Consider the following 23,077-nt stretch of genomic DNA (forward strand, 5'->3'; position numbering starts at 1 on the left):
CGGCGGCACAGGATGGCAACGTCCCCGCTACCCGTACCGCCCATGGATACGATCGCTCCGTCGCTGGCCCGCCTGCAGCAGGTGCAGGTGCGTTACCGCGACCATACCGCCCTGCACGGCATCGACCTGCAGGTGCGCGCTGGCCAGGTACTGGCCCTGCTGGGCCGCAACGGTGCCGGCAAGAGTACCGCGATCAGCGTGCTGCTGGGCCTGCGCCGTGCCGACGCCGGCCAGGTCGAGCTGCTGGGCGGTGATCCGCAGCAGCGCGATCAGCGGCTCGGCCTCGGCGTGATGCTGCAGAGCACCAGCCTGTCGCCGATGCTGCAGGTGGATGAACTGGTGGCGCAGGCGCGCCGCCGCCTGCGCCGGGTCGGCTGAACTGGCATGATCGGCAGCGATCGTCCCCGCCTGGAATCCTCCGTGCCACCGAGCTGGCTTGCGTCCCTGCTGCGCCCTGCCCCGGATTCGGCGGTGGCCGAACTGCTGCGGCGTGGCAAGTCGCCCTGGAGTGGTGCGATCCACCTGCTGTGGTCGGTCTGGATCTTCCTTACCCCGGTGCTCGGGAATGGCTTCACGCTGCGCTGGTTGTTGCTGACGCTGGCCAGCTATCCATTGTTCCTGCTGTTCTATGCCAGAGTGATGCTGGCGCCACGGCACCACGCCTGGCGCTACGCCCTGGGCATGATTGCGATGGCGCTGGTGCTGCTGCCGTGGTATCCGTCGGGACTGAGCTACTTCGTGTTCGGCTGCGTGATGATCCGCATGAGCAGCCGCGGCGGCTGGTGGGTGTACCTGTTGCAGCTCACTGGCCTGAATCTCCTGTTCTGCAGCACCGCGCTCTACTTCGGTTATCCGTGGCAGGCCATGGTGTGGATGCCGGCGGTGTCGTTCATTGTCGGGCTGGTGGTGAACGTGGAGGCCTTGAGCCATCAGCGCGACGTTGCCCTGCAGCTGTCCCAGGACGAGGTGCGGCGCCTGGCGACCACCGCCGAGCGCGAGCGCATCGGCCGTGATCTGCATGACCTGCTGGGGCATACGCTGTCATTGATCACGCTGAAGCTGGAACTGGCGCGCAAGCTGTACGACCGCGACGACGCGCGTGCCCGGCAGGAAATCGGCGAGGCCGAGGACATTGCCCGCGAGGCGCTGGCGCAGGTACGCAGTGCGGTCACCGGCATCCGCGCCAGCGACCTGGCCGGCGAACTGGCCTCGGCACGCCTGCTGCTGGAATGCCAACAGGTACACCTGCAGTACATGCCGCCGCCACCGATGCCAGTGGAGGTAGAGCGTGGGCTGGCACTGGTGCTGCGCGAGGCGGCGACCAACATCGTGCGCCACGCGCAGGCGACCCGGGTGCAGGTGGATTTCATGCTTGAGGACCGACAGTTGGTGATGCAGATACGCGATGACGGCCGTGGTGGCGTGCAGGCCGAGGGCAACGGATTGTGTGGCATGCGTGAGCGCGCAGCGGCGCTGGGTGGCCAGTTGACGCTGCAGTCGCCGCGCGGGGAAGGCACGCTGCTGACCGTGCGCGTGCCCCTTGTGGCCGCGACCACGCCGCTGTCGCCGGCGCTGGTACATGGAGGCGCGGCATGATCCGCATCCTGCTGGCCGAAGATCAGGCGATGGTGCGCGGCGCGCTGTCGGCGCTGCTGGGTCTGGAACCGGATATCGAGGTACTGGGCAGTGCTGCCGACGGCGAAGCCGCCTGGCGCATGCTGCAGCAGCTGCAGCCGGACATCCTGGTCACCGACATTGAGATGCCGGGGCTGAGCGGGCTGGAACTGGCCCAGCGCATCGCCCGCCATGAACTGCCGATCAAGGTGGTGATCGTGACCACCTTCGCCCGCGCCGGTTTCCTGCGCCGCGCGCTGGAAGCAGGCGTGCTGGGCTATCTGTTGAAGGATGCACCGGCCGAGAACCTGGCCGAGGCACTGCGCAAGGTGAAACAGGGCATCCGTGCGATCGATCCGCAGCTGGCGCTGGATGCATGGTCGCAGGCCGACCCGCTGACCGACCGCGAGCGCCGCGTGCTGCGCCTGGCAGGCGAGGGCCGCACCGCCAGCGAGATCGCCGATCAGCTGGGGCTGTCGCACGGCACAGTGCGCAATTACCTGTCCGAATGCATCGGCAAGCTGGGTGTGGCCAACCGGATCGAGGCGTACCGGCTGGCGCGGCAGAAGGGGTGGTTGTAGGGGGTGTCACTTTTCTTTTCGCGCGAAAAGAAAAGTAACCAAAAGAAACGCGCCGCCGGCCGCGAGCCGGTGCTGCGCACCGGCGCCCTGTGCTCCTCGGTCCGTCGAGGGACGGCGCGGGAACTCGCTGCGCTCAGACACCCGCGCCTCTTCGCCCTCGCCGGACCTGTGGTGCTCGGCTCGCTCAAGGCGGAATGGAAGGTCAAGATCAACGGCAAAGGTATCCACGCATGGCGTGGATCTACTGGGTGCAGCTGCGGCTTTTGACGTTGGGTCCGCCTTATAGCGAGCCGAGCATCGCAGGGGAATCAGGGGCGAAGAGGCGCCGATGTCTGAGCGCAGCGAGTTCGGCGCCGTCCCCTGATTCACCGAGAAGCGCAGGGTACCGGTGCGCAGCACCGGCTCGCGGCCGGCGGCGTGTTTCTTTGGTTACTTTCTTGATGGCGCACATCCATGTGCGCCACCCTACGGGCCGGCTACGCCGTTCCGCGCTGCTCCTGCAGCGCGGTGCACGAGCAAAGAAAGTGACACCCCTCCGCAGTCGCGAAAAAGGGCAGCCGGGAACCCCCGGAAAACCCATTCAATCCTTCCCACGTGCCATCGCCTGGAACACGCCATCGCGGCGCACCCACAGGTGGAACAGCGCCGCACCCACGTGCATCAGCACCGTGGCGAACAACACGTAGGCCAGCAGGCTGTGCGCATTGCGCAGCGCGGCGTACAGCGCTGGCGTGTGCGGCACGATCGGCGGCAGGTGCAGGCCACCGCCCAGCACGATCGGGTAGCCGCCGGCCGACAGCATCGCCCAGCCGATCAGCGGCATCGCCAGCATCAACGCGTACAGCATCCAGTGCGAAGCCTTCGCCGCCAGCACCTGCCACGCGGGAAGATCCGCTGGCAGCGGCGGTGGGCGATGGCGCAGGCGGTTGTACAGGCGCAGCACCGCCAGCAGCAGGATGGCGATACCCAGCGGCCGGTGCAGGTCGATCAGCATGGGGCGCAGGTGCAGCGAGGCGACCATGGTCACGCCGATGAACAGCATGGCGATGATCATCAGCGCCATGGACCAGTGCAGCACCCGGGCGAGCAGGTTGAAGTGGCCGTTGCCGGTACTCATCGTGCTTCCCCCTTCGTCTGTGCCGCCGCACCGCTGGCGCGCTCGCGCTCGCGGCGGTTGAACGACTGCGAATACACCGCCGAGCGCGCAGCCAGGATCGGGTCATCGCTGCCGCGCACGCCGCTGGGCACGATCAGCGGATCGAAGTTGAGCTGGCCGCAGGCGCCTTCTTCCTGCGACTGCATGCGGTCGAGGCTGAGCACGCCGGCCATCACCTGTTCGCGCGATTCCGGCCACGGCACCGAGGGATCATCGATGGCATCGCCCGGCGCGGCCACGCTGACCACCAAGTTCCAGCGCACCGGGCCGCTGGCCAGGCGCTGCTGCAGTTCCTGGCTGAGGAAATCGACGTTGGCCTGCTTGCGTGCCTCTGCATCCATCTCCACCAGCGGCGCCTGCGGCTGCCAGCGCCAGCGCACCGCGCGTTTCTGTCCCTGCGCGTTGGTGAACCAGAAACTGTTGACGCTGTTGAAGGTGGTGTTGGCCCAGCTGCTGGTCCACGGTGCGCTCTTGGCCCACTGCTGGAAGGCCTGTGCGCTGGGGTACCTGGCCAGCACGGCCGCCATTTTCTGCGGGTCGGGCTTGCCGGTGGCCGGATCCGGAATCTGCGCGCGGGTCTGCTCGTAGAACGCCTCGGCGGTGGGCACGGCGAAGAACGGGAAGCTGTTCATCGCCATCCGCCATTCCTGCCCGTCATCGCCCACCAGCTGTACGGCGATGCTGCGCACGCGCGCGCTGCCATCGGCGCCGTGCGGATCGCCGCCGCCGATCGACAGCCGGCCCAGCACCGGAACCTTCGCCTGCGAGAACACCCGTGCGCTGGACAGCGTGGGCGCCTGCGCGCTGGGTTCGAACCAGCCGCTCACGCACACCCCTTTGCTGTGCGCGCGGCGGAAGCCGGGATGCGCAGGTCCGGTGGCCTCGATGGTGTCGGTGAAGCGCTGTGCGGTCAGCCGGTCGCGGCCGATCCAGCCCGCCAGCCAGGCGAAGGCGAGGGCGACAATGCCCAGGATCAGTGCGATCAGCGCGATCCAGGGCAAGGGTGAATGCCGGCGCGGCGCGCCCGGCTCCCGGCCGGCGCGGGTATAGCGGAAGAGCGACATGGTCGGAGTCCTGCCTTCACGGATGTGTGGGTGGGCGACCACGACATCCTCGCAGAACCCGGCCGGTGCCGAAATTCAATTTTTCGTCAGATTTGCAGGGTGATGCAGTGCCGACCAAGGTCGGCACCCACCGCCATGGGTAGCGCCGGGCCATGCCCGGCGCCTCCATCAGCCGTAACGTGCCTTCAGCATCGTCCACGCCGAACGCAGGGCCAGCGCTTCGCCACCGGCCGGGCGGCCGGGGCGCTCGCCATCGTTCCAGGCATACACGTCCAGATGTGCCCAGCGCTGTCCGTCTTCCAGGAAGCGTTCCAGGTACAGCGCGGCGGTGACCGAGCCGGCCATGCGCGAACCGGCATTGGCCAGGTCGGCGATGCCGCTGCTCAGGTAACGCAGGTACGGACGCCACAACGGCATGCGCCACACCGGATCGCGGGTGGCGTCGCCAGCCTGCAGCCACTGCTGGGCAACCGTGTCATCGTTGCTGAACAGCGCCGGCAGGTCCGGGCCCAGCGCGATGCGCGCCGCGCCGGTCAGTGTGGCGAAATCCAACACAAGGTCCGGCTTCTGCTCACCGGCGAACGTCAGCGCGTCGCACAGGATCACCCGGCCCTCGGCATCGGTGTTGTCGATCTCCACGCTCAGGCCCTTGCGGGTGGCGATCACTTCGCCCGGGCGGAAGGCATCCGGGCCGATCGCATTTTCCACCGCCGGTACCAGCAGGGTCAGGTGCACCGGCAGCTGCTGGGCCATCACCAGCCCGGCCAGCGCCAGCGCGTGGGCGGCACCGCCCATGTCCTTCTTCATGTTGCGCATGCCATCGGCCGGCTTGATGTCCAGGCCGCCGGTATCGAAACACACGCCCTTGCCGACCAGTACAAGCGCCGGGTCGGTCTCCTTGCCCCAGCGCAGCACGATCAGCCGCGGCGCACGGTGCGAGGCACGGCCCACCGCATGGATGGCCGGGAAGTTCTGCGCCAGCAGTTCGTCGCCGGTGATGGCTTCCACCTGCGCGCCATGCGCTTCAGCCAGGGCACGCGCGGCGTCTTCCAGCTGCTGCGGGCCCATGTCTTCGGTCGGCGTGTTGACCCAGTCACGCACGCGCAGGCTGGCGGCGATCAGGTCGGCCACTTCGCCGGTCGGTGCAGCCACCAGCTGGGCCGGCGCGCGGTTGCGCTTGCGGTAGCGGTCGAAGCGGTAGCTGCCCAGGCCCCAGCCCAGCTGCAGCAGCGCCTGCTCGGCGGCCGGCAGTTCGCTGGCCAGCTGCCACACGCTGCCTTCCGGCAGGGCATGCGGTGCATGGGCGTAGCTGTAGGCATCGGCACGATCGCCGACGCCGATCACCGCGCCAGCCAGGCCATCGGCGCCGGGCAGCAGCGCAACCGAATGCGCGCCCGCAGTGAAACCCTGCGACTTCAACCACGCCTGGGTGGCAGCAGATTGGCTGTTCTTCCACGCCTCGAACTGGCTGCGGTCCAGCACGTGCAGCGGCAGTGCGGCGGTGGTGTCGGCGGTGAAGCCAGTGATCTCGCTCATGCGTCAGGTACTCCGGGATGCGTCAGCGTCGGCGGCGTCGAGGTTGGCATCGAGCCAATCGGCCAGGCCGGTGAGGGTGTCGAACTGCAGGTCAGGCTGCAGCTGCGGATGGTTCCAGGTGGCCGCTTCGCGGTTGATCCAGCAGCCGCGCAGGCCGGCAGCCATCGCGCCGGCCACGTCCATCTCGACGTGGTCGCCCACGTGCAGCACCTGCGCCGGGGCGACGCCCAGGCGGTCGCAGGCAGCGTGGAAAATGCTCGCTTCGGGCTTGGCCGCGCCATGCTCGCGGGCGCCCAGCTGGAAGCTGAAGTGATGGGCCAGGCCGATCCGTTCCAGATCGGCGTTGCCGTTGCTCAACGCGGCCACCGGCACCCGCGCGGCGATACGCGCCAGTGCGTCGAGCGCATCGGGGTAGCACTCCACCTGGTTGCGCGCGGCGTAGAACACTTCATACGCCGGCTCCAGAAGATCCAGGCTGGCGCCACTGTTTTCCAGCGCCTCCTGGATCGTCAGCCGGCGCAGCGCGCTCAGGTCGAAATGCAGGTGGGGGTTGTCGCGGAACGAGCGCTCGCGCAGTTCGCGCATGGCCGCCACCGGATACATCGCGGCGGTGGCGGGGCTGTGTTCGCGCATCCAGTCGAACAGGACCTGGTCGATGCGGGCGCCGATCGGAGCGAACGGCCACAGCGTATCGTCGAGGTCGAGGGTGATGGCAAGGACAGGGAATTTCACCCCACCATTCTACGCCTGCCCGCGCGGGCTTTCATGCGCGCGGCGGGCAGGCGCTGCCGCCCGTCGATGGAGCGCGCCTCACTCCAGCAGCCGCGCCCAGCCGTGCATGCCGTCCAGCCGCGCCAGCACCAGCTTGATGCAGACCAGCAGCGGCACCGCCAGCAGCAGGCCGATCATGCCCCAGGCCCAGCCGAACACCATCAGCGCCAGGATCAGCACCAGCGGTGACAGTTTCATCTGCCGGCCAAGCACGATCGGCGTCACCAGCTGCCCTTCCAGGGTATGCAGGGCCAGGTAGGCAGCCGCAGGCAGCAGTGCCTGCAGCGGGTCGCGGAACTCGACAAAGCCCATCAGCAGCATCAACGCGACGCCGAGCAGCGGGCCGACATAGGGCGCGAAATTCAGCAGCGCCGCCACGGTTCCCCACAGCAGCGCCTCCTGCAGGCCGATGCCCAGCAGCATCAGCACCCCGGCCAACAGCAGGCCGACCACCGTGTTGATTACGCTGATGGTCAATACGTAGCGCGACACCTCATGCTCGATCGAGCGCAGGATGTCACTGGTGAAACGCTGCTGCTGCCGGTTCGGGAACAGGGCGATCGCTGCACGCTGCAGGCTCTGGCCGTAGATCATGAAGAACAGCGTCAGCAGCACGACGGCCAGCACCGAGGCGGCCAGCCGCGGCGCACGGGTGAGCATTCGGTAGGGGTCGTCCAGCTGGGTGCGGATCACCTGCACCTTGCGGTTGCCGTCGCCGCCGGCCACGCGCGCGAAATTCTCTGCGGCTTGGTTGGCCTGCTGCACCGGCTTGGTCAGGTCCTGCACCTGGCGCGCAACCTTGCGCAGCTGCTGCGGTGCTTCCTGTGCCCAGTCCATCGCCGGGCCGATCAGCTGCACAGCCAACGCACCGGTCACGCCCAGGCCGGCGCCCAGCACCAGCAGGGCGCCGAGCGCGCGCGGAATCCACAGCTTCTGCAGCAGGCGCAGGATGGGGTTGCCGACCAGGGCGAAGAACATCGCCAGCAGGACCGGCAGGATGATGTCCTGCGCCGCCCACAGGGTGAACGCCACGGCCAGGGTCGCCAGGATCACCAGCGACATCGGGCCACGGGGGCGCGAGGGGGGCGGCAGGGGGGCGGACTCGTCCGGCGCAGGCGACGACGGGGACAACAGGGGCTCGCTCATCGACGCACCGACCAGAAAGAGATGCCATTATCGGCCCGCCGCGATCAACGCGGCGGGTAAAGTTCGTCAACGTTCGGACAACTCGGTCGCCGCTTCGGCCGGACGGGGCTCATGCGGCTCCGGCTCGGCCACCGGGCGTGCTGCCGGTCGTGCCGCAGCGGCGGGTGGCGGCGCGGCCGCTTCATCCACCTGGCCGGCGGCATCGTCTGCGGTTTCCGCCGCCTGCGCCGCCACCACCGAAGCAAACGCGGCCTGGGCGCTGGCGAACAGGCTGGATACCGAACCGACCATCTGCAGCCAACGCGCTCCGTTGACCTTGCCCGGAACCTCCAGCTTGCCGGCGATGAACCCGCCGGCCAGACCCACCACCACGATGCGCAATGGCGACCAGCCCTGTCGCCAGACCTGGCTGAGCACGTTCCAGTGGTCCTGGGTCTCGCCGAGGCGCACGGCCATCACCTGTTCGCAACGTTTCACACGCCGCTGCAGTGCACCGAACTTCATGGCTTGCCCTCCGGAATCTGCACGCCGGCATCGGGATCATCATCGGTGGGCTCGTCGAACAGGCCCAACCGGGACAACTGACGCCGGGTGGCGTGCATGCCGGTGTGGTGGAAGAAGTAGGAAACGCGCCAGATCGCATAGCCGGTGACGACCAGGCTCAGCAGCGAGGTGATCAGCAGGGCCTGCAGCCAGCTCAGGCCGAAGCTCTGCAGCAGGGCGATGAGGGTGGCGGCCAGCAACAGCCAGGCCGACGCACCGAACACGATCGCCACGCCGGCCCAGGCCAGTGCGCGGCCGAACGCGCTGCGCGCCAGCGCGAAGTCCGCCGACGCCAGCCGGCGCAGGGAACGCAGCGAGTGCTTGGCCGAATCGGCAGTCGCCCGGCCGGCTGCGCCGACCTGGCGGATGCTTTCGTCCAACGGCGGCGTGGCCGCCGGATCAGGACGTTGCGTGGTGTCTTCGCTCACGCCGCAGCTTACTTGTCGCTGCCGCGGGCCAGCTTGGCGATGATCCAGCCGGTAGCGAAGGCCACGCCGAACGAGGCCAGCGGACGTTCGCGGATCAGTTCAGCAGCGCTGTCGATCAGGTCCTTGCCCTTGTCCATCAGCGCATCGACCTGTTCCTTGGCGGCGGCACCACCGAACTCGGCAGCAGCCAAGCCCGACAGCGCGCTGTCGGAAAGTTCAGCCTTGACGTTGGCCTTGCCGATGCGCAGTTCGTCGGTCGCGGCGCCGGTAGCGCCCTTGATCGCACCGCCGGCAGCGCTGGCGGCCTGCTTCAGGTGGGAACCGGCTTCACCCAGGTGGTCCTTCAGGTTCTCGGTATTGGTGGGGCTCATCGAATCACTCCTGTTGCGATGGGGGAACGGGCGATCGGCGCCTGGCCGACCTGGACGTACAGCAATAGCATCACGTGGGTATAGGGGGCGTTACGGCCAGGCGATCAGCGCATCACCAACTGGCCCTGCTGCTGGCCATTGTTGCGCAGCACGCGCAGCACCAGGGTGGGCGGGCGCTGCTGGAAATTGGCGCGCCAGCTGGCCAGGTCGGCGAACTCGCCCACCGTGGCGTCGGTGATGATGTCGCCCTGCTGCAGGCCATTGGTCGCGGCGCGGCTGCCGCGCTTGACCTCGCTGACCAGCACGCCGCCCACGCCAGACTGACGCAGCGATTCGGGCAGGTCGACGAAGCTGGCACCGGTCAGGCGCGGGTCCAGGCTCTCGCCGCTGACCACGCGCGCCTGTTCTTTCAATGTTGCCTTGATCTGCAGCGGCTTGCCTTCGCGGCGAACGTCCAGGGTCAGCACGCTGCCCACCGCCGCCAGGCCTTCCACGTTGTGCAGTGCTTCGGCACTGTCCACACGCTGGCCGTTGGCCGAGACCACCACGTCGCCCGGCTTCAGCCCTGCGGCGGCACCGGCCGAACCGGCCAGCACGCGGGTCACCAGGGCGCCACGGGTTTCGCCCAGGCCCAGGCCCTGCGCGATCTGCGCGCTCAGGTTCTGGCTTTCGATGCCCAGTGTGCCGCGCACCACCACACCATGCTTGACCAGCTGGTCGACCACACTGCGGGCCAGGTTCGATGGAATCGCCAGGCCCAGGCCGATGTTGCCGGCCATGCTGCCCTGCGGGTTGAAGCTGGCGGTGTTGATGCCCACCAGCTGGCCCTGCAGGTTGACCAGCGCGCCTCCGGAATTACCCGGGTTGATCGATGCATCGGTCTGGATGAAGTTCTGGTAGCCCAGCCCGCGGATGCCACTGCGGCCCACCGCCGAGACGATGCCCGAGGTGACCGTCTGGCTGAAACCGAACGGATTGCCGATGGCGACCACGAAGTCGCCCACCCGCAGCTGGTCGCTGTTGCCCAGCTTGATGTCGGTCAGGTTCTGCGCCGGAATGCGGATCAGCGCGATGTCGGTGTCGCGGTCCGAGCCGAGGAACTCGGCCTTCACCGTGCGCCCATCGGCCAGTGTCACCTGCACGTCATCAGCGTTGTCGATGACGTGGTGGTTGGTCAGCACCAGGCCTTCGGTGGCATCGATGATGACGCCCGAACCGAGTGACTCGTTGATCCGCTCCTGCGGGATGTCCGGGAACAGGCGGCGGAAGAACGGGTCGTTGAAGAACGGGTTGCGTACCCGCACCACCTGCTTGGTGTTGACGCTGACCACCGCCGGCATCGCTTTTTCCAGCATCGGTGCAAGCGAAGGCACCGCCTGCCCGGCAACCGCGGCCGGCAGCGCTGCGGAGGTGGGCAGTACCGCCGGCAGCGGAGCGGCATCGGCACGGTTGTCCAGGTGCGCATTGAGGCCGGTGGCAACGAAGCCGCCGAAGGCAGCGGCGATTGCGAGCGTAAGCAGGGTGGGAAGCGGTCGCATGGGAGTCGGTTCGCAGGCTGGGGTGTGTGGGCCGTTGACGCATACGGTAGAACAAGCTGAATGAGTGTGTCGCGATCTGGATAAATGCCCCATGAAAATCCGACCCTCGCCGCAGGCGCCGGAAAGCTGACGCGCGCACCACAACGCTGTTCGCGACAGCCGCGAGCGAGCGCCGCAAGGCACGCCGGCAGCGCCCTGATACACCGCGACACTTGCGCAGTTCCGCGCATCCCGACCTTGCGATGACGCTCAGTGCTGCGCGGATGTGTGGCTGCTGCTCGTGCCTGCATCGGCACGCCAGCAGCAGGCAGGCTGCGCAGCGCACTGCTTAAAAAAAGGGGTTTCCTGACTGCGGGGCGCGTCAGCTGCCACCATCGCCTACATCAGCTGCGTCGCACCGGATGCGATTGACCGGGCGTGCCCGTTCCACGATCGCCATTGTCGGTATAGCATCGCCCCGTTTTGACAATCCAGGCCCCCAGGAGGGCAACATGAGCAACGGTAATGGTGTGTCGGTCGTGACCGACGCCGTCGAGAACGTGAAAGAAACCGCCACCAACGTCGGCGAGACCATCGCCCACGCCGCCGAAGACGCAGTGAAGTCGGTCAAGAAGACCGTCAAGCGCGCCAGCAAGGCTGCCACCACCCGCGTCGCCAAGGCCAAGAAGGTCGTGGCCAAGGTCGAGAAGACCGTTGCCAAGAAGGCCGAGAAGGCCGCCAAGTCGGTCGGCAAGACCGTTGCCAACGCCAAGAAGAAGCTGGAAGCGGCCAAGAAGAACGCCAAGGCCGAAGCGGCTGCTCTGAAGAAGGAAGTGGCCAAGAAGAAGGCGGCTGCCGGCAAGACCGTGACCAAGAAGGCTGCTGCTGCCAAGAAGACCACCAAGGCTGCCGGCAAGAAGGTCGCTACCGTGAAGAAGGCCGCCACCAAGAAGGTTGCGACCGCCAAGAAGGCTGTGGCCAAGAAGACCGCTGCTGCCAAGAAGGTTGTCGGCAAGAAGGTCGCTACCGCCAGGAAGGCTGTGGCCAAGAAGACCGTGGCCGCCAAGAAGGTCGTCGGCAAGAAGGTCGCTACCGCCAAGAAGGCTGCGGCCAAGAAGACCGTCGCTGCCAAGAAGGTCGTCGGCAAGAAGGTCGCTACCGCCAGGAAGGCTGCGGCCAAGAAGACCGTCGCTGCCAGGAAGGTCGTCGGCAAGAAGACCGCCACTGCCAAGAAGGTCGTCGGCAAGAAGACCGTCGCTGCCAAGAAGGTTGTCGGCAAGAAGACCGCTGCTGCCAAGAAGGTTGCCGGCAAGAAGGTCGCCGCTACCCGCAAGAAGGTCGCCAAGAAGGCTGCACCGCTGAAGAAGGCCGTGGCCAAGAAGGCTCCGGCCAAGAAGGCCGTGCGCAAGGCTGCCAAGCGCAAGTAATCGCGCGTGGTTCGAAGGCCCTTCCGCTCATCGGGCGGGAGGGCCTTCTGCGTTTTCGGGGGGACTGATCATTGCCTGGCGTGGATCTGCGGCAGCAGCCTGGGGCAAGATGAAGGTCTTCCGCAGGAGCCCTGACCATGCGCGGCATCGATTTCAGTTCCTGGCAGGGCGTGCTGTCCACTCTGGCCGGGTTGGTCCTGATCACCCTGCTCGGCGTGGGCATCCGCCTGCTGGTGATGCAGACCCTGCAGCAGCGCCGCGAACGAGAGAACCGGCAGATCAATGAGCGGCTGCGTACCTTGATGGCGGCCTACAAGACGCTGGGCGGCTCCTTCACCGGTGAGCTGGGGGTCGATCCAACCCACCTGCGCGACCTGCGCCAGCGGGCCCACGAAGAAGGCATCGTCGAGCCGGGCTCGGATCGGGCCCGGCGCATCCGCGATGCGGTCGAAGCGGCCTTGTCGGACATCCTGCTGCTGGGCACCGACGAGCAGGTACGGCTGGCCGCGCGCGCTGCCAGTGAACTGGCACAGGGGCGTGCGGTGCACACACACGAACTGGTGATCTCGCTGCGCGACTTCGTCCGCGAGGCGCTGGACCTTGCGCCGGTACCGGCCGACCTGGAGCTCCCGCGCCAAGGGCCTACCCGCCCTGCGGGCAGCGGTGGCGGAAGTGGCAAGGGCCGCAACGAGGACGAAGCCAAGGGCGGTCGCACCGGTGGAAGTGGGGGCGGTGGCGGCGGCATGGGTGCCGGAATGGGCGGACTGGGTGTTGGTGCCGGTGCTGCGCTGGGTGCCGGCCACGCCGCCGGTGAGGATGAAGCGGGCGCCCGCTGAGGACGCCCGCCCGGGTCAGCGCTTGAGTTCGAAGATCGGCTCGAATCCGCCGTAGATCATCCGTGCACCGTCGAACGGCATGGGATTCTTCGACGGGTCCAACCGCGGGTCTTCCATCATTTTCTGCATGCCTGCATCGCGGGTGGCCTTGTCCGGCCACTCGATCCAGGAAAACACCACGGTCTCCTCCGCCGTGGCTTTCACCGCGCCGAAGAAATCGGTTGTCTTGCCGTGCGGCACGTCATCGCCCCAGCACTCGACCACGCGCAGCGCGCCGTGTTCGAGGAACACCACGTCGCCGCTGCGCGCGTGGGCGAGGAACTTCTCCTTGTTGGCGGTCGGCACCGCCAGGACGAAACCATCGATGTAGCTCATCGCTTGCCTCCGGAATGGACCGTACCAGGTGCACGGCCTTCATTGAGTCGACGCTTCAGGGCGCGGCAAATCGACATCGATTGCCGCACCATTGACCATTGAATCGAAGCGCGTGCGCGTACCGCGCGCGTATGCCTGAGCCTTGCTGAATCAATGCAGAAAATTCAGCAATGCGAAGACCGCTGTTTTCAGGGAGCGTTGTGGCGAATAACGGAGAATTTACATTCCCGATGCGATGGCGCCCTGGCGCTGCTGCACACCATAAGAAAGTAAAGGTGTACCCCCATGAAGAATTCGCTGATTGCTCTGGCTCTGGCCGCTGCCCTGCCGTTCACCGCTTCGGCCGCCGAGAACCTGTCCTACAACTACGCCGAGGCTGATTACGCCAAGACCGACGTTGACGGCATCAAGGCTGATGGCTGGGGCGTGAAGGGTTCCTACGGCTTCCTGCCGAACTTCCACGCTTTCGGCGAGTACAGCCGCCAGGAAGTCGACCACACCAACATCAAGGTTGACCAGTGGAAGGTCGGTGCTGGCTACAACGTCGAAATCGCTCCGTCGACCGACTTCGTTGCCCGCGTCGCCTACCAGAAGTTCGACCAGAAGCACGGCCTGGATTTCAACGGCTACAGCGCTGAAGCCGGTATCCGTACCGCGTTCGGTGCCCACGCTGAGGTCTACGGCCTGGTCGGTTACGAAGACTATTCGAAGAAGCACGGCGTGGACATCGACAGCCAGTGGTACGGCCGCCTGGGTGGTCAGGTCAAGCTGAACCAGAACTGGGGCCTGAACGGCGAGCTGAAGATGAACCGCCACGGCGACAAGGAATACACCGTCGGCCCGCGCTTCAGCTGGTAATTGCATCTACGGCGCCCGCGCGCTGTTCGTGCTGAAACAGGCCCGGCATTGCCGGGCCTGTTGCGTTGTGGGGAATCAGAACGGAGTCTGACTGCGATGCGCGGCGTCATGTTGCATTGCAATGAATTGGATTCCGCCACCGCCAGTGGCGGCCTACGGTGGATATCCCGTGCTGCCGGATACACCGCGATGCCGCCCGTACTCCCACCGCTGCTCCCCGACCGGCCGCGCCGTCTGGCGCTGCTGGATCCGCATCCGGTGCTGCGGCTGGGGGTGGAAGTGCTGCTGCACCAGCACAGCGGCGTGCACGTGCGCGGCAGCTACGCCAACGAAGATGACCTGGTGGAACTGCTGCAACGCGAACCCGGCTGCGTTGACCTGCTGGTGATCGATGCGCTGCCGCTGGGGGATCTTGGCGACGGGTTGCAGCTGCTGCGCGGATTGTCCCGGCGCTGGCCCAGCCTGCCGATACTGGTGCTGTCGGCGCACTGCAATGCCAGCACCGTGGCCACGACGATGCAGGCCGGCGCACGCGGCTACCTGTCCAAGGCGACCACGCCGGAAATGCTGCTGCGCGCGGTGGACGTGGTGGCCCGCGGTGGGCGGTTCGTGCCCCCGGAGCTGCGCACGCAGCTGAATCGATCACGTGCGCGGCGCATGTCGGCGCCCAGCCTGACGCCACTGAGCCGGCGTGAACGCGAAGTGCTGCGGCTGGTGCTGCAGGGGTGCAGCACCGGCGAAGTAGCCCGGCGCTTCCAGCGCTCGGCCAGCACCATCAGCACGCAGAAGAAAGCGGCCTACCAGAAGCTCGGCATCCGCAGCGATCTCGAACTGTTCCGCATCCGCCACCTGCTGGAGTGTGGCTGACGGGCGCGCTTACTCGCCCTGGTACTGCTTTTCCTCGACCAGCGCCGAACCGGCAACCTGGTTGATCTCGTTCTTCACCTGTACGCGTTCGCCGTTGGTGCCGTACACGCCGCGCGCCAGCTGGATGAACGCCTCGTCGAATACCTGCGCCGCTTCCTTGTCGCGCAGCTGGTCCTGGATCTCCCACATGCGCTCGTTGATGGCCTTCAACTGCGTCTTCAGCGCGGCCAGTGCCGGCTGCGCGTCAAGCTGCTGCTGCAGCAGCGGCAGCAGGCCGTCAAGCTCGGTGCGCACGTTGGCCAGCTTGGTCGCATCGTCGATGCGCTCGGCCTTGATCTCGAGAATGGTGATCTTGTCGATCAGCTCGCCGATCGATACCGGGGTCAGGATGGCGTCCACGTGGTTGGTTCCTGGAAACAGGCCCGCATGATACCGCGCCCACCGCAGCGCGGATTTACGCTGAATTTGCGCTGGCACGGCAGCATCGCCATCGAACCGTTACGGCCCTGCCATCGACACTGCCGTCCCGGCGGACAGACCGCCTTCGACGAGGAAGTGAGTGCAGTGAAGAGCAAGGGGATGATCGTGGCCAGCGCGGCAGCACTGGCGGAGCTGCTGTGCGCCGGCAGCGTGCAGGCGCAGGTGCAGGTGAGTGGCACGGCGGCATTGACCAGCGACTATGTCTGGCGCGGCAGTTCGCAGAGCGAGGGCGATCCGGCCGCGCAGGTGGGGGCAAAGGTCACGGTGGGTTCGGGCTGGTATGCCAGCGCATGGGGCTCGAATGTCTCGTTCACGCCGGACAGCGGGGCACGCAGCGAGTTCGATCTCGTCGCCGGCTGGTCCGGCGCGCTGTCGCCGGACTGGAGCCTGGATGCGAACCTCACCCGGTATGTCTATCCGGGCACTGGCCGCGCACTGGACTGGACCGAACTCAATGTCACCACCACCTGGAAGCAACGCGCCTGGCTGCAGGTTGCCCACTCCAACGATGCCCTGGCCGGCGGCCGTCGCGGCACCTACGCACAGCTGGGCGTGCGGGTGCCGTTGAACGAGCGCGTGCGGTTGGAAGCGGCGGTGGGGCAGTACTGGCTGGCCACCGCGCAGGGGCCGGACTACCTGCATGGCCAGCTCAGTGCCATTGCCATGTTGACGCCGGCCTGGGAACTGCGCGCCACCGTGCATGACACCGACAGCGCCGCCAAGCGTCTGTTCCCGGGCAATGCCGGTGGACGCTGGGAACTGGCGCTGCAGGGCAGCTTCTAGTCGGCCGACGCGGCCTGGCGGGCGCGCCAGGCACTGGGCAGCCACACCAGCAGGGCCAGTACCGCCACCGCGGTACCGGCCACGCACACGCCGGTCCAGCCGAAACGCGGGTAGACCTGCGCCGACAGCAGCGAGCCCAGCGAACCCCCGATGAAATAGCCGGTCATGTAACCGGCATTGAGGCGGTTGCGTGCCTCCGGCTGCAGTGCGTAGATCAGGTTCTGGTTGCTGACGTGCAGCAGCTGCGCGGCCAGGTCCAGCACCACCACGCCGACCAGCAGCGCCAGCAGCGAATGCGCCGAGAGCCCCAGAGGCAGCCAGGACAGCAGCAACAGCACCAGCGCAATGGCCGTGGCCCGGCCGGTCTGGCCACGATCGGACATGCGCCCGGCAAGGCCGGCAGCCAGCGTACCGGCGGCACCGACCAGCCCGAACAGGCCGATGGTGGCGTCGCTGTAGGCATACGGCGGCTGCGCCAGCAGGAAGGCCAGTGGCGTCCAGAAGATCGCGAACATCGCAAAGCTGCACGCGCCGAGCAGGGTGCGCTGGCGCAGCACCGGTTCCTGCACGAACAGCGTGCCGATCGAGCGCAGCAGCGCGAAGTAGCTCAGCCCGGCGCTGTGGTGGAAACGCGGCAGGCCGCGCTGCAGGGCCAGCGCGGTCAGCACCAGCGTACCTGCAGCGATCGCATAGACCAGGCGCCAGTCGCCCAGGCTCGACAGCAGCCCGGCCACGGTGCGTGCCAGCAGGATGCCCAGCAGCAGCCCGCTCATCAGCGTGCCGACCACGCGGCCGCGATGCTCCGGTGCGGCCAGGGTGGCGGCGAACGGCACCAGCACCTGCGCCACCACCGAGAACAACCCGGTGATCGCGGTACCGGCCAGCAGCCATGGCAACGACGGCGCGCACGCGCTGATCACCAGCCCGCTGGCCGACAACAACGTCATCACCACGATCAGCCGGCGGCGCTCGAACAGGTCACCCAACGGCACCAGCAGGATCAGGCCAGCGGCGTAGCTCAACTGCGCAGCGGTCACCACCATGCCGACCTGGCCGAAAGGCACGCCGAAGGCATCGGCGATGGTATGCAGCAACGGCTGCGCGTAGTAATTGCTGGCCACCGCGATACCGGTGGCGACCGACATCAACAGGATCTGCCAGCGCCGGAGGGGAGGAAGGGAAGGGGACACGCGATGTTCCGTGAAGCAGGGCAGCACAGTGTCCGCCTGCTGCTCTCATGATGGAAATGAATCATCATCATCGCTGTCATCTGGAATTGAGATACGGGTGTGAACCTCAAGCAGCTCGAGTTCGCCGTGGCCCTGGCCGAAGAGGGCAACTTCACCCGAGCGGCCGCGCGCTGCCACGTCGTGCAGTCCGCCCTGAGCCATCAGATTGCCCATCTGGAGCAGGAGCTGGGCACGATGTTGTTCGAGCGGCTGCCGCGCCAGGTGCGCGCCACCGCGGCGGGAGAGGCGTTGCTGGTGCACGCCCGGCAGGTGCTGGCCAGCCTGCGCCACCTGCGTGCCGATGTCGCTGCCGTCAGTGGTGAGGTGCGCGGGCTGCTGGCGATCGGGCAGATCTCGTCGCTGACCGGCGTCGACGTGGTGGCCATGCTGGCTGCCTTCCAGCAGCAGCACCCGCAGGTGGAGTTCCAGTTGCGGGTGGACAAGAGCGAGACCCTGCTGCAGCAGGTGCAGTCGCGCGCACTGGACGTGGCGCTGGTGGGGCTGGCGCCGTCGGCCCATCTGGAGGGCGTCTGCCACCAGATGCTGCAGGAAGAGGATCTGGTGGCCGTGCTGGCGCCGCAGCATCGGCTGGCCACGCGCCAGCGGTTGCCGTTGGCGGCGCTGCAGGATGAGGCACTGGTCGATTTCCCGCGGGGGACCGGCGCGCGCCGGCAGACCGATGATGCGTTCGCCGCAGCGGGCCTGCCGCATCAGGTGCGTTTCGAGGTCAACCTGATGGAACTGGTCGAGCGTTTCGTCCGCCACGGCCTGGCGGTGGGCATCGTGCCGGTGCGGATCGCCGACGGTTTCGAAGGGGTGGTGCAGGTGCCGCTGCAACCGACCCCGACCCGGCGCGTACATCTGGTCTGGCAGCGGCTGCCGACGCCGGCCGCACGCGCCTTCGTCGACGCCGTGCTCAGCCGCGCAGGCGCAGGCTCAGGCCCTTGAGGAAGTTGCGCAGCATCTGGTCCAGGCAGCGCCGGTAGTTCTTGTGGCCGGGCTGGCGGAACAGCGCGCCGAGTTCGGATTTGGAGACATTGAAGCCGATGCTGGTGAAGATCTCCATCATGTCGACATCGCGCAGCTGGAAGGCCACGCGCAGCTTCTTCAACACCAGGTTGTTGTCGATGCGGGTTTCCACCGCGCGCGGCGCCTGGCCCTCATCGTGACCGCGCAGGTGCAGGATCAGGCCATCGAGGAAGTGCGCCAGCGCACTGTCGCTCATCGGCTGGAAACCCTGCTCGTCTTCACGCAGCAGCCAAGCCTTGGCCTGGTCGACATCCACTTCGAACGCCGGATCGGCCATCTGGCACAGGGTCACCACGTGGTGGTCGCCGAGGTCCAGGGAGTAGCGCACGCTGCGCAGTACATCGTTATTGATCATGGCCCATTGTACCGGCCCTGCGGCTGTAACCGGACTGTCACCGGATTGCAGCATCGTGAGCGCTGTTCTGCAGAGACCCTCTCCGATGCGCCGGTACCTCCTTTCCGTTCTGCTGGCCGCCAGCAGCTTCGCCGCCACCGCCCAGGACCGTTTCGTGCCCGTGGAGCAGCGTCTCAGCGCGGCCCAGCTGGCCGAAGTGGGCCTGGACGCGACCCAGCTGCAGACCCTGAACCGTGTGCTGCGCGAGGCCGAGGCATCCACGCCCGTACCCACGCGGGCGGCGGTTGCGGCCAACACCGGCGCGCCGTTGCCGGCCAACGTTCCCGCCCCGGCGGCGATGCACCTGGGCCTGGAAGAGGGGCCGGTCAGCGCCCGCGTGGTCGGCGACGTCGCGGGTTGGCAGCCGGGCACGGTGTTCACCCTCGACAACGGTCAGCAGTGGCAGGTGATGAAGGGCCAGATGAAGCTGCGCAAGACCCTGCAGGCACCGCAGATCGAGGTGATTCCGGGTATCGCCGGGCGCTGGTTCCTGCAGGTCGACGAAGATCTGCCGAAGGCACGCGTGTTCCGCCTGCGCTGACCGCGCGCACCGCAGCGGGCCGATCAGGCAACGCAGCCGTGGGCCGACGGTGCCAGAATGGCGGTCTGGTTTCCCACGGAGTTGTCTGATGACCCGAACCGTCCTGATTACCGGCGCCACTTCCGGCTTCGGCGCCGCTGCCGTACACCGCTTCGCCCAAGCGGGCTGGAAAGTGATCGCCACCGGCCGTCGCAGCGAACGCCTGCAGCCGCTGGTCGAGCGCTACGGCAAGGAGGTGGTGCACGCGGCCGTGTTCGACGTGCGTGATCCGGTCGCGATGGAAGCGGCACTGCTGGCGCTGCCGCCGGCCTTCGCTGACATCGATCTGCTGGTCAACAATGCCGGTCTCGCCCAAGGCACCGCGCCGGCGCAGAGCGCCAGCCTGAAGGACTGGACGACGATGATCGACACCAACATCACCGCGCTGGTCACCCTGACCCATCGCCTGTTGCCGCAGCTGGTGGAGCGCAAGGGCGCCATCATCAACATTTCGTCGGTGGCCGGTGTCTATCCGTATCCGGGCGGCAACGCCTATGGCGGCACCAAGGCGTTCGTCAGCCAGTTCTCGCTGGGCCTGCGTTCGGACCTGCACGGCACCGGTGTACGCGTGACCACCATCGAGCCGGGCATGGCCGAAACCGAGTTCACCGTGGTCCGCACCCACGGCGACCAGGTTGCGTCGGACAAGCTGTACACCGGCGCCAACCCGATGACCGCCGAAGACATCGCCGAGCAGATCTTCTGGGTGGCGAGCCTGCCCCCGCACCTGAACATCAATCGCCTGGAACTGATGCCGGTCAGCCAGTCGTTCGCCGGTTTCCAGGTTGCCCGCGAGAGCTGATCCGCTGTCTGCAGCGTCGAACCCGGCGCTGCACGGGCAAAAAAAAAGCCGGGCAATGCCCGGCTTTTTTCATTATGCCCGCACGCTTACTGTGCCTTGATCGCCATCGCCTGCAGGCCGGTGCCATCCAGCTTCTGCTTGGCTTCGGAAAGCTCACCGGCGGTGCCATAGGGCCCCATGCGTACGCGGTACACGGTCTTGCCGTTGATCTGCGCCGACTCCACGCGTGCGGCCAGGCCCATCATCGCCAGCTTGGCCTTGGTCGCTTCGGCATCGCCGGACGCGCCGAACGCACCGGCCTGCAGGATGTAGCGGGCGTTGTCGGCCGGTGCCGGGGCTGCTGCAGTGCTGGCGGCGGCCGGCGCGGTTTCGCTGCGTACCGCAGGAGCGGCGGCAACGGTGCTGGTGCTGGCCGGCGCGGTGGTGGCCGCTGGCGCGGCGGTCGTCGGGCGTTCACTCACCGGCGTCGGCAGCGGACGGCTGGTAGCGGTCACCGGCGCGGTGCTGGCAACGCTCGCCGTCGCCGCAGGGGCTGCGGCCGCAACCGCCGCCGGCACGGGCCTGCCTTCCAGTGCGGCCTGCGCGCGCTGCGCTTCGGCCTTGCTCCGGCGCTGTTCCTCGGCGCGCGCGCTGGCGGCCAGTTCGGCGTCGGACATCTCCACTTCCTTGCCAGGCAGCAGGGTGTAGAAGTCGTACTGGGTGGCCGCCGGCTTTTCCGGCTCAGCCGGCTTCGGCGTGGCCGGCTGTGCGGCCGGCTGGGTGCCGACATCGCTTTCGCCATCGGCCACCGGCGCCGGCTGCGCGTTCGGGTTCGGCTGCGGACCGGCGCGCAGGAAGCCATCGCCCTCGCCCTTGAACAGGTTCGGCGCCGCCAGGAACACCACGGCGGCGATCGCCACGCCGGCAACCAGCCACACCCATCCGGGCGTGCCTTGGCTGCTGTTGCGCCGAGCCTGTGTCTTGCCGCGTCGTGCTGCCATGTCTACTGCGTCTCCTGAGGCTTACATTTTTTCCGGGGCGGAAACGCCCAGGAGGTCGAGGCCGTTGGCCAGTACCTGGCGCGCCGCGCAGGCCAGGGTCAACTTGGCATTGCGATCGGTCGCGTCGTCCACCAGCACCGGCGTCCCGTGATACCACGTGTGGAAGGCGTGCGCCAATTCGCGCAGGTACTGCGCGATCAAGTGCGGTTCCAGCGCCACGCCGGCCGTCTCCACCACTTCCGGATAACGCGAGATCTCGTTCATCAGGGCCAGCGATGCGTCATCGGCCAGGCGGCCCAGATTGGACAGGCCGGTCACCTGTTCGTAGACCAGACCCTTCTCCTGCGCCTGGCGCAGCAGGCTGCAGACGCGGGCATGCGCGTACTGCACGTAGAACACCGGGTTGTCGTTGCTCTGCTGACGGGCCAGATCGATGTCGAAGGTCAGCTGCGAATCGGGCTTGCGCGCGATCAGGAACCAGCGGGTGGCGTCGCGGCCGGCTTCTTCGATGAGGTCGCGCAGGGTGAAGTAGCTGCCGGCACGCTTGGACAGTTTCACTTCCTCGCCGCCGCGCATGACGGTGACCATCTGGTGCAGCACGTATTCCGGCCAGCCCTGCGGGATGCCCACTTCCATGGCCTGCAGGCCGGCACGCACGCGCGCCAGCGAACCGTGGTGGTCCGCGCCCAGCTCGGTGATCGCACGCTCGTAGCCGCGCTGCCACTTGGACAGGTGGTAGGCCACGTCAGGCACGAAGTAGGTGAAGGTGCCGTCGGACTTGCGCATCACGCGGTCCTTGTCGTCACCGAAGTCGGTGCTGCGCAGCCACAGCGCGCCGCCTTCCTCATAGGTATGACCCGACGCCTGCAGCTTGGCCACCGCCTCGGCGACCTTGCCATCGGCGTACAGCGAACTTTCCAGGAAGTAGATGTCGAAATCAACGCCGAACGCGGCCAGGTCCAGGTTCTGCTCGTTGCGCAGGTAGGCCACGGCGAAGCGGCGGATCGCCTGCAGGTCGTCCGGGTCCTTGGCGCCGACCACCAGGGTGCCTTCCAGGTCGACGCTGGCGCCGGACATGTAGGCACGGGCCACGTCGGCGATGTAGTCGCCACGGTAGCCGCCTTCCGGCCAGCCTTCCTGGTCCGGGGCAATGCCCTTCACGCGGGCCTGGGTCGACAGCGCCAGATTCTCGATCTGCACGCCGGCATCGTTGTAGTAGAACTCGCGCTTGGCATTCCAGCCGTTGGCATCGAGCACGCGTGCCACGCAGTCGCCGATGGCCGCGGCGCGGCCGTGGCCGACATGCAGCGGACCGGTCGGGTTGGCCGACACATACTCCACGCCTACCGTGCGGCCATTGCCGGACAGGTTGCGGCCGTAATCGGCGCCTTCCTTGATGACAGTGACGGCTTCGCGCTGGTACGCGGCCGGCGCCAGGTGGAAATTGATGAAGCCGGGACCGGCGATCTCGATCTTGCTGACGTCTTCGCTGCGCGGCAGTGCATCGACCAGCGCCTGTGCCAGTGCGCGCGGATTGCTGCGCGCGGCCTTGGCCAGCAGCATCGCGGCGTTGGTGGCGAAGTCGCCATGGTCGCGGGTCTTCGGGCGCTCGACCACGAAGTCCGGCGGCAGGGAGTCGACGGGCAGGGTGCCATTGGCGCGCAAGGCTTCGATGCCTTGGCTGATCAGGGCGCGGAGGAGATTTTTCAC

The 23,077-nt window shown here is 67.3% G+C and carries 26 protein-coding genes and 1 pseudogene; 11 read left to right on the top strand and 16 right to left on the bottom strand.

Annotated features, from left to right (window positions below; translation table 11 throughout):
• Positions 1–42: 42 nt before the first annotated feature.
• The 3 genes and pseudogenes from LMF57_RS01420 to LMF57_RS01430 all read left to right on the top strand — a co-directional run.
• Positions 43–351, top strand: a pseudogene (locus LMF57_RS01420) (ATP-binding cassette domain-containing protein); the annotation flags it as partial.
• 33 nt (positions 352–384) lie between these two features.
• On the top strand, positions 385–1,596 hold the full coding sequence (locus LMF57_RS01425) for a sensor histidine kinase (protein WP_229290571.1): 1,212 nt from the start codon (positions 385–387) through the stop codon (positions 1,594–1,596).
• On the top strand, positions 1,593–2,195 hold the full coding sequence (locus tag LMF57_RS01430) for a response regulator (protein ID WP_229290573.1): 603 nt from the start codon (positions 1,593–1,595) through the stop codon (positions 2,193–2,195). The genes LMF57_RS01425 and LMF57_RS01430 overlap by 4 nt, the downstream gene beginning before the upstream one ends.
• 6 nt (positions 2,196–2,201) lie before the next feature.
• Here the strand turns inward: LMF57_RS01430 and LMF57_RS01435 are convergent, their stop codons facing one another.
• The 10 genes from LMF57_RS01435 to LMF57_RS01480 form a co-directional block, all read right to left on the bottom strand.
• Complete coding sequence (locus LMF57_RS01435) at positions 2,202–2,423, bottom strand: hypothetical protein (RefSeq protein ID WP_229290575.1); 222 nt, start codon at positions 2,421–2,423, stop codon at positions 2,202–2,204.
• A gap of 352 nt (positions 2,424–2,775) precedes the next feature.
• Positions 2,776–3,312: a cytochrome b gene (locus LMF57_RS01440; RefSeq protein WP_025878352.1), complete on the bottom strand. Its 537-nt coding sequence runs from the start codon at positions 3,310–3,312 to the stop codon at positions 2,776–2,778.
• Positions 3,309–4,415 (bottom strand): catalase family peroxidase, encoded by a 1,107-nt coding sequence (locus LMF57_RS01445; protein WP_229290577.1) that lies wholly within the window; start codon positions 4,413–4,415, stop codon positions 3,309–3,311. Before LMF57_RS01445 ends, LMF57_RS01440 begins: the two co-directional genes overlap by 4 nt.
• Before the next feature lie 168 nt (positions 4,416–4,583).
• A complete protein-coding gene (locus tag LMF57_RS01450) occupies positions 4,584–5,951 on the bottom strand; it encodes a M17 family metallopeptidase (RefSeq protein ID WP_229290579.1) in 1,368 nt (455 codons plus the stop codon).
• Positions 5,952–5,954: 3 nt separating this feature from the next.
• On the bottom strand, positions 5,955–6,683 hold the full coding sequence (locus LMF57_RS01455) for an HAD-IA family hydrolase (protein ID WP_025878355.1): 729 nt from the start codon (positions 6,681–6,683) through the stop codon (positions 5,955–5,957).
• A gap of 78 nt (positions 6,684–6,761) precedes the next feature.
• The gene (locus LMF57_RS01460) at positions 6,762–7,868 is read right to left on the bottom strand and encodes an AI-2E family transporter (protein ID WP_229290580.1); all 1,107 of its coding nucleotides are present in this window, start codon (positions 7,866–7,868) and stop codon (positions 6,762–6,764) included.
• Between the two features lie 66 nt (positions 7,869–7,934).
• Positions 7,935–8,372, bottom strand: coding sequence for a protein sip-5 (locus LMF57_RS01465; protein ID WP_117309315.1), 438 nt, complete (start codon positions 8,370–8,372; stop codon positions 7,935–7,937).
• Complete coding sequence (locus tag LMF57_RS01470) at positions 8,369–8,839, bottom strand: phage holin family protein (RefSeq protein ID WP_117309316.1); 471 nt, start codon at positions 8,837–8,839, stop codon at positions 8,369–8,371. Before LMF57_RS01470 ends, LMF57_RS01465 begins: the two co-directional genes overlap by 4 nt.
• A gap of 8 nt (positions 8,840–8,847) precedes the next feature.
• A complete protein-coding gene (locus tag LMF57_RS01475) occupies positions 8,848–9,210 on the bottom strand; it encodes a hypothetical protein (RefSeq protein ID WP_025878359.1) in 363 nt (120 codons plus the stop codon).
• Between the two features lie 104 nt (positions 9,211–9,314).
• Positions 9,315–10,748, bottom strand: a complete 1,434-nt coding sequence (locus LMF57_RS01480) for a Do family serine endopeptidase (protein WP_025878360.1) — start codon at positions 10,746–10,748, stop codon at positions 9,315–9,317.
• A 491-nt stretch (positions 10,749–11,239) separates the two neighbouring features.
• On the opposite strand from LMF57_RS01480, the gene LMF57_RS01485 reads away from it, so the two are divergent.
• Positions 11,240–12,154 carry a histone gene (locus LMF57_RS01485; protein WP_229290581.1) on the top strand — a complete coding sequence of 305 codons (915 nt, stop codon included), beginning with the start codon at positions 11,240–11,242 and terminating at the stop codon, positions 12,152–12,154.
• Positions 12,155–12,291: 137 nt separating this feature from the next.
• Complete coding sequence (locus tag LMF57_RS01490) at positions 12,292–12,990, top strand: hypothetical protein (protein WP_208082400.1); 699 nt, start codon at positions 12,292–12,294, stop codon at positions 12,988–12,990.
• Positions 12,991–13,005: 15 nt separating this feature from the next.
• On the opposite strand, the gene LMF57_RS01495 is transcribed toward LMF57_RS01490, so the two are convergent.
• On the bottom strand, positions 13,006–13,365 hold the full coding sequence (locus LMF57_RS01495; RefSeq protein WP_025878363.1) for a DUF1428 domain-containing protein: 360 nt from the start codon (positions 13,363–13,365) through the stop codon (positions 13,006–13,008).
• A gap of 285 nt (positions 13,366–13,650) precedes the next feature.
• On the opposite strand from LMF57_RS01495, the gene LMF57_RS01500 reads away from it, so the two are divergent.
• Together LMF57_RS01500 and LMF57_RS01505 are read left to right on the top strand one after the other, a co-directional pair.
• The gene (locus LMF57_RS01500) at positions 13,651–14,223 is read left to right on the top strand and encodes an Ax21 family protein (protein WP_025878364.1); all 573 of its coding nucleotides are present in this window, start codon (positions 13,651–13,653) and stop codon (positions 14,221–14,223) included.
• A gap of 189 nt (positions 14,224–14,412) precedes the next feature.
• Positions 14,413–15,090 (top strand): response regulator transcription factor, encoded by a 678-nt coding sequence (locus LMF57_RS01505; protein WP_117309320.1) that lies wholly within the window; start codon positions 14,413–14,415, stop codon positions 15,088–15,090.
• Positions 15,091–15,099: 9 nt separating this feature from the next.
• Here the strand turns inward: LMF57_RS01505 and LMF57_RS01510 are convergent, their stop codons facing one another.
• Entirely contained in the window at positions 15,100–15,489 is a 390-nt protein-coding gene (locus tag LMF57_RS01510) for a DUF6165 family protein (protein WP_117309321.1), read from the bottom strand.
• A gap of 165 nt (positions 15,490–15,654) precedes the next feature.
• On the opposite strand from LMF57_RS01510, the gene LMF57_RS01515 reads away from it, so the two are divergent.
• Positions 15,655–16,353: a TorF family putative porin gene (locus LMF57_RS01515; protein ID WP_229291352.1), complete on the top strand. Its 699-nt coding sequence runs from the start codon at positions 15,655–15,657 to the stop codon at positions 16,351–16,353.
• On the opposite strand, the gene LMF57_RS01520 is transcribed toward LMF57_RS01515, so the two are convergent.
• The gene (locus tag LMF57_RS01520) at positions 16,350–17,543 is read right to left on the bottom strand and encodes an MFS transporter (RefSeq protein ID WP_208082402.1); all 1,194 of its coding nucleotides are present in this window, start codon (positions 17,541–17,543) and stop codon (positions 16,350–16,352) included. The genes LMF57_RS01515 and LMF57_RS01520 overlap by 4 nt on opposite strands.
• Positions 17,544–17,642: 99 nt before the next feature.
• Here LMF57_RS01520 and LMF57_RS01525 point away from each other — a divergent pair, with 99 nt between their 5' ends.
• Positions 17,643–18,530 carry a LysR family transcriptional regulator gene (locus LMF57_RS01525; RefSeq protein WP_117309322.1) on the top strand — a complete coding sequence of 296 codons (888 nt, stop codon included), beginning with the start codon at positions 17,643–17,645 and terminating at the stop codon, positions 18,528–18,530.
• On the opposite strand, the gene LMF57_RS01530 is transcribed toward LMF57_RS01525, so the two are convergent.
• Positions 18,499–18,966 carry a DUF1456 family protein gene (locus LMF57_RS01530; protein ID WP_229290583.1) on the bottom strand — a complete coding sequence of 156 codons (468 nt, stop codon included), beginning with the start codon at positions 18,964–18,966 and terminating at the stop codon, positions 18,499–18,501. The genes LMF57_RS01525 and LMF57_RS01530 overlap by 32 nt on opposite strands.
• An 85-nt stretch (positions 18,967–19,051) precedes the next feature.
• Here LMF57_RS01530 and LMF57_RS01535 point away from each other — a divergent pair, with 85 nt between their 5' ends.
• Together LMF57_RS01535 and LMF57_RS01540 are read left to right on the top strand one after the other, a co-directional pair.
• Entirely contained in the window at positions 19,052–19,546 is a 495-nt protein-coding gene (locus LMF57_RS01535; protein WP_080150422.1) for a hypothetical protein, read from the top strand.
• Between the two features lie 88 nt (positions 19,547–19,634).
• On the top strand, positions 19,635–20,387 hold the full coding sequence (locus tag LMF57_RS01540; protein ID WP_117309323.1) for an SDR family NAD(P)-dependent oxidoreductase: 753 nt from the start codon (positions 19,635–19,637) through the stop codon (positions 20,385–20,387).
• An 86-nt stretch (positions 20,388–20,473) separates the two neighbouring features.
• Here the strand turns inward: LMF57_RS01540 and LMF57_RS01545 are convergent, their stop codons facing one another.
• Positions 20,474–21,367, bottom strand: a complete 894-nt coding sequence (locus LMF57_RS01545; RefSeq protein ID WP_229290584.1) for an SPOR domain-containing protein — start codon at positions 21,365–21,367, stop codon at positions 20,474–20,476.
• 21 nt (positions 21,368–21,388) lie between these two features.
• On the bottom strand, positions 21,389–23,077 hold the full coding sequence (argS, locus tag LMF57_RS01550; RefSeq protein ID WP_117309325.1) for an arginine--tRNA ligase: 1,689 nt from the start codon (positions 23,075–23,077) through the stop codon (positions 21,389–21,391).

Source organism: Stenotrophomonas sp. SI-NJAU-1 (assembly GCF_020883215.1).
Taxonomy (GTDB): domain Bacteria; phylum Pseudomonadota; class Gammaproteobacteria; order Xanthomonadales; family Xanthomonadaceae; genus Stenotrophomonas; species Stenotrophomonas indicatrix.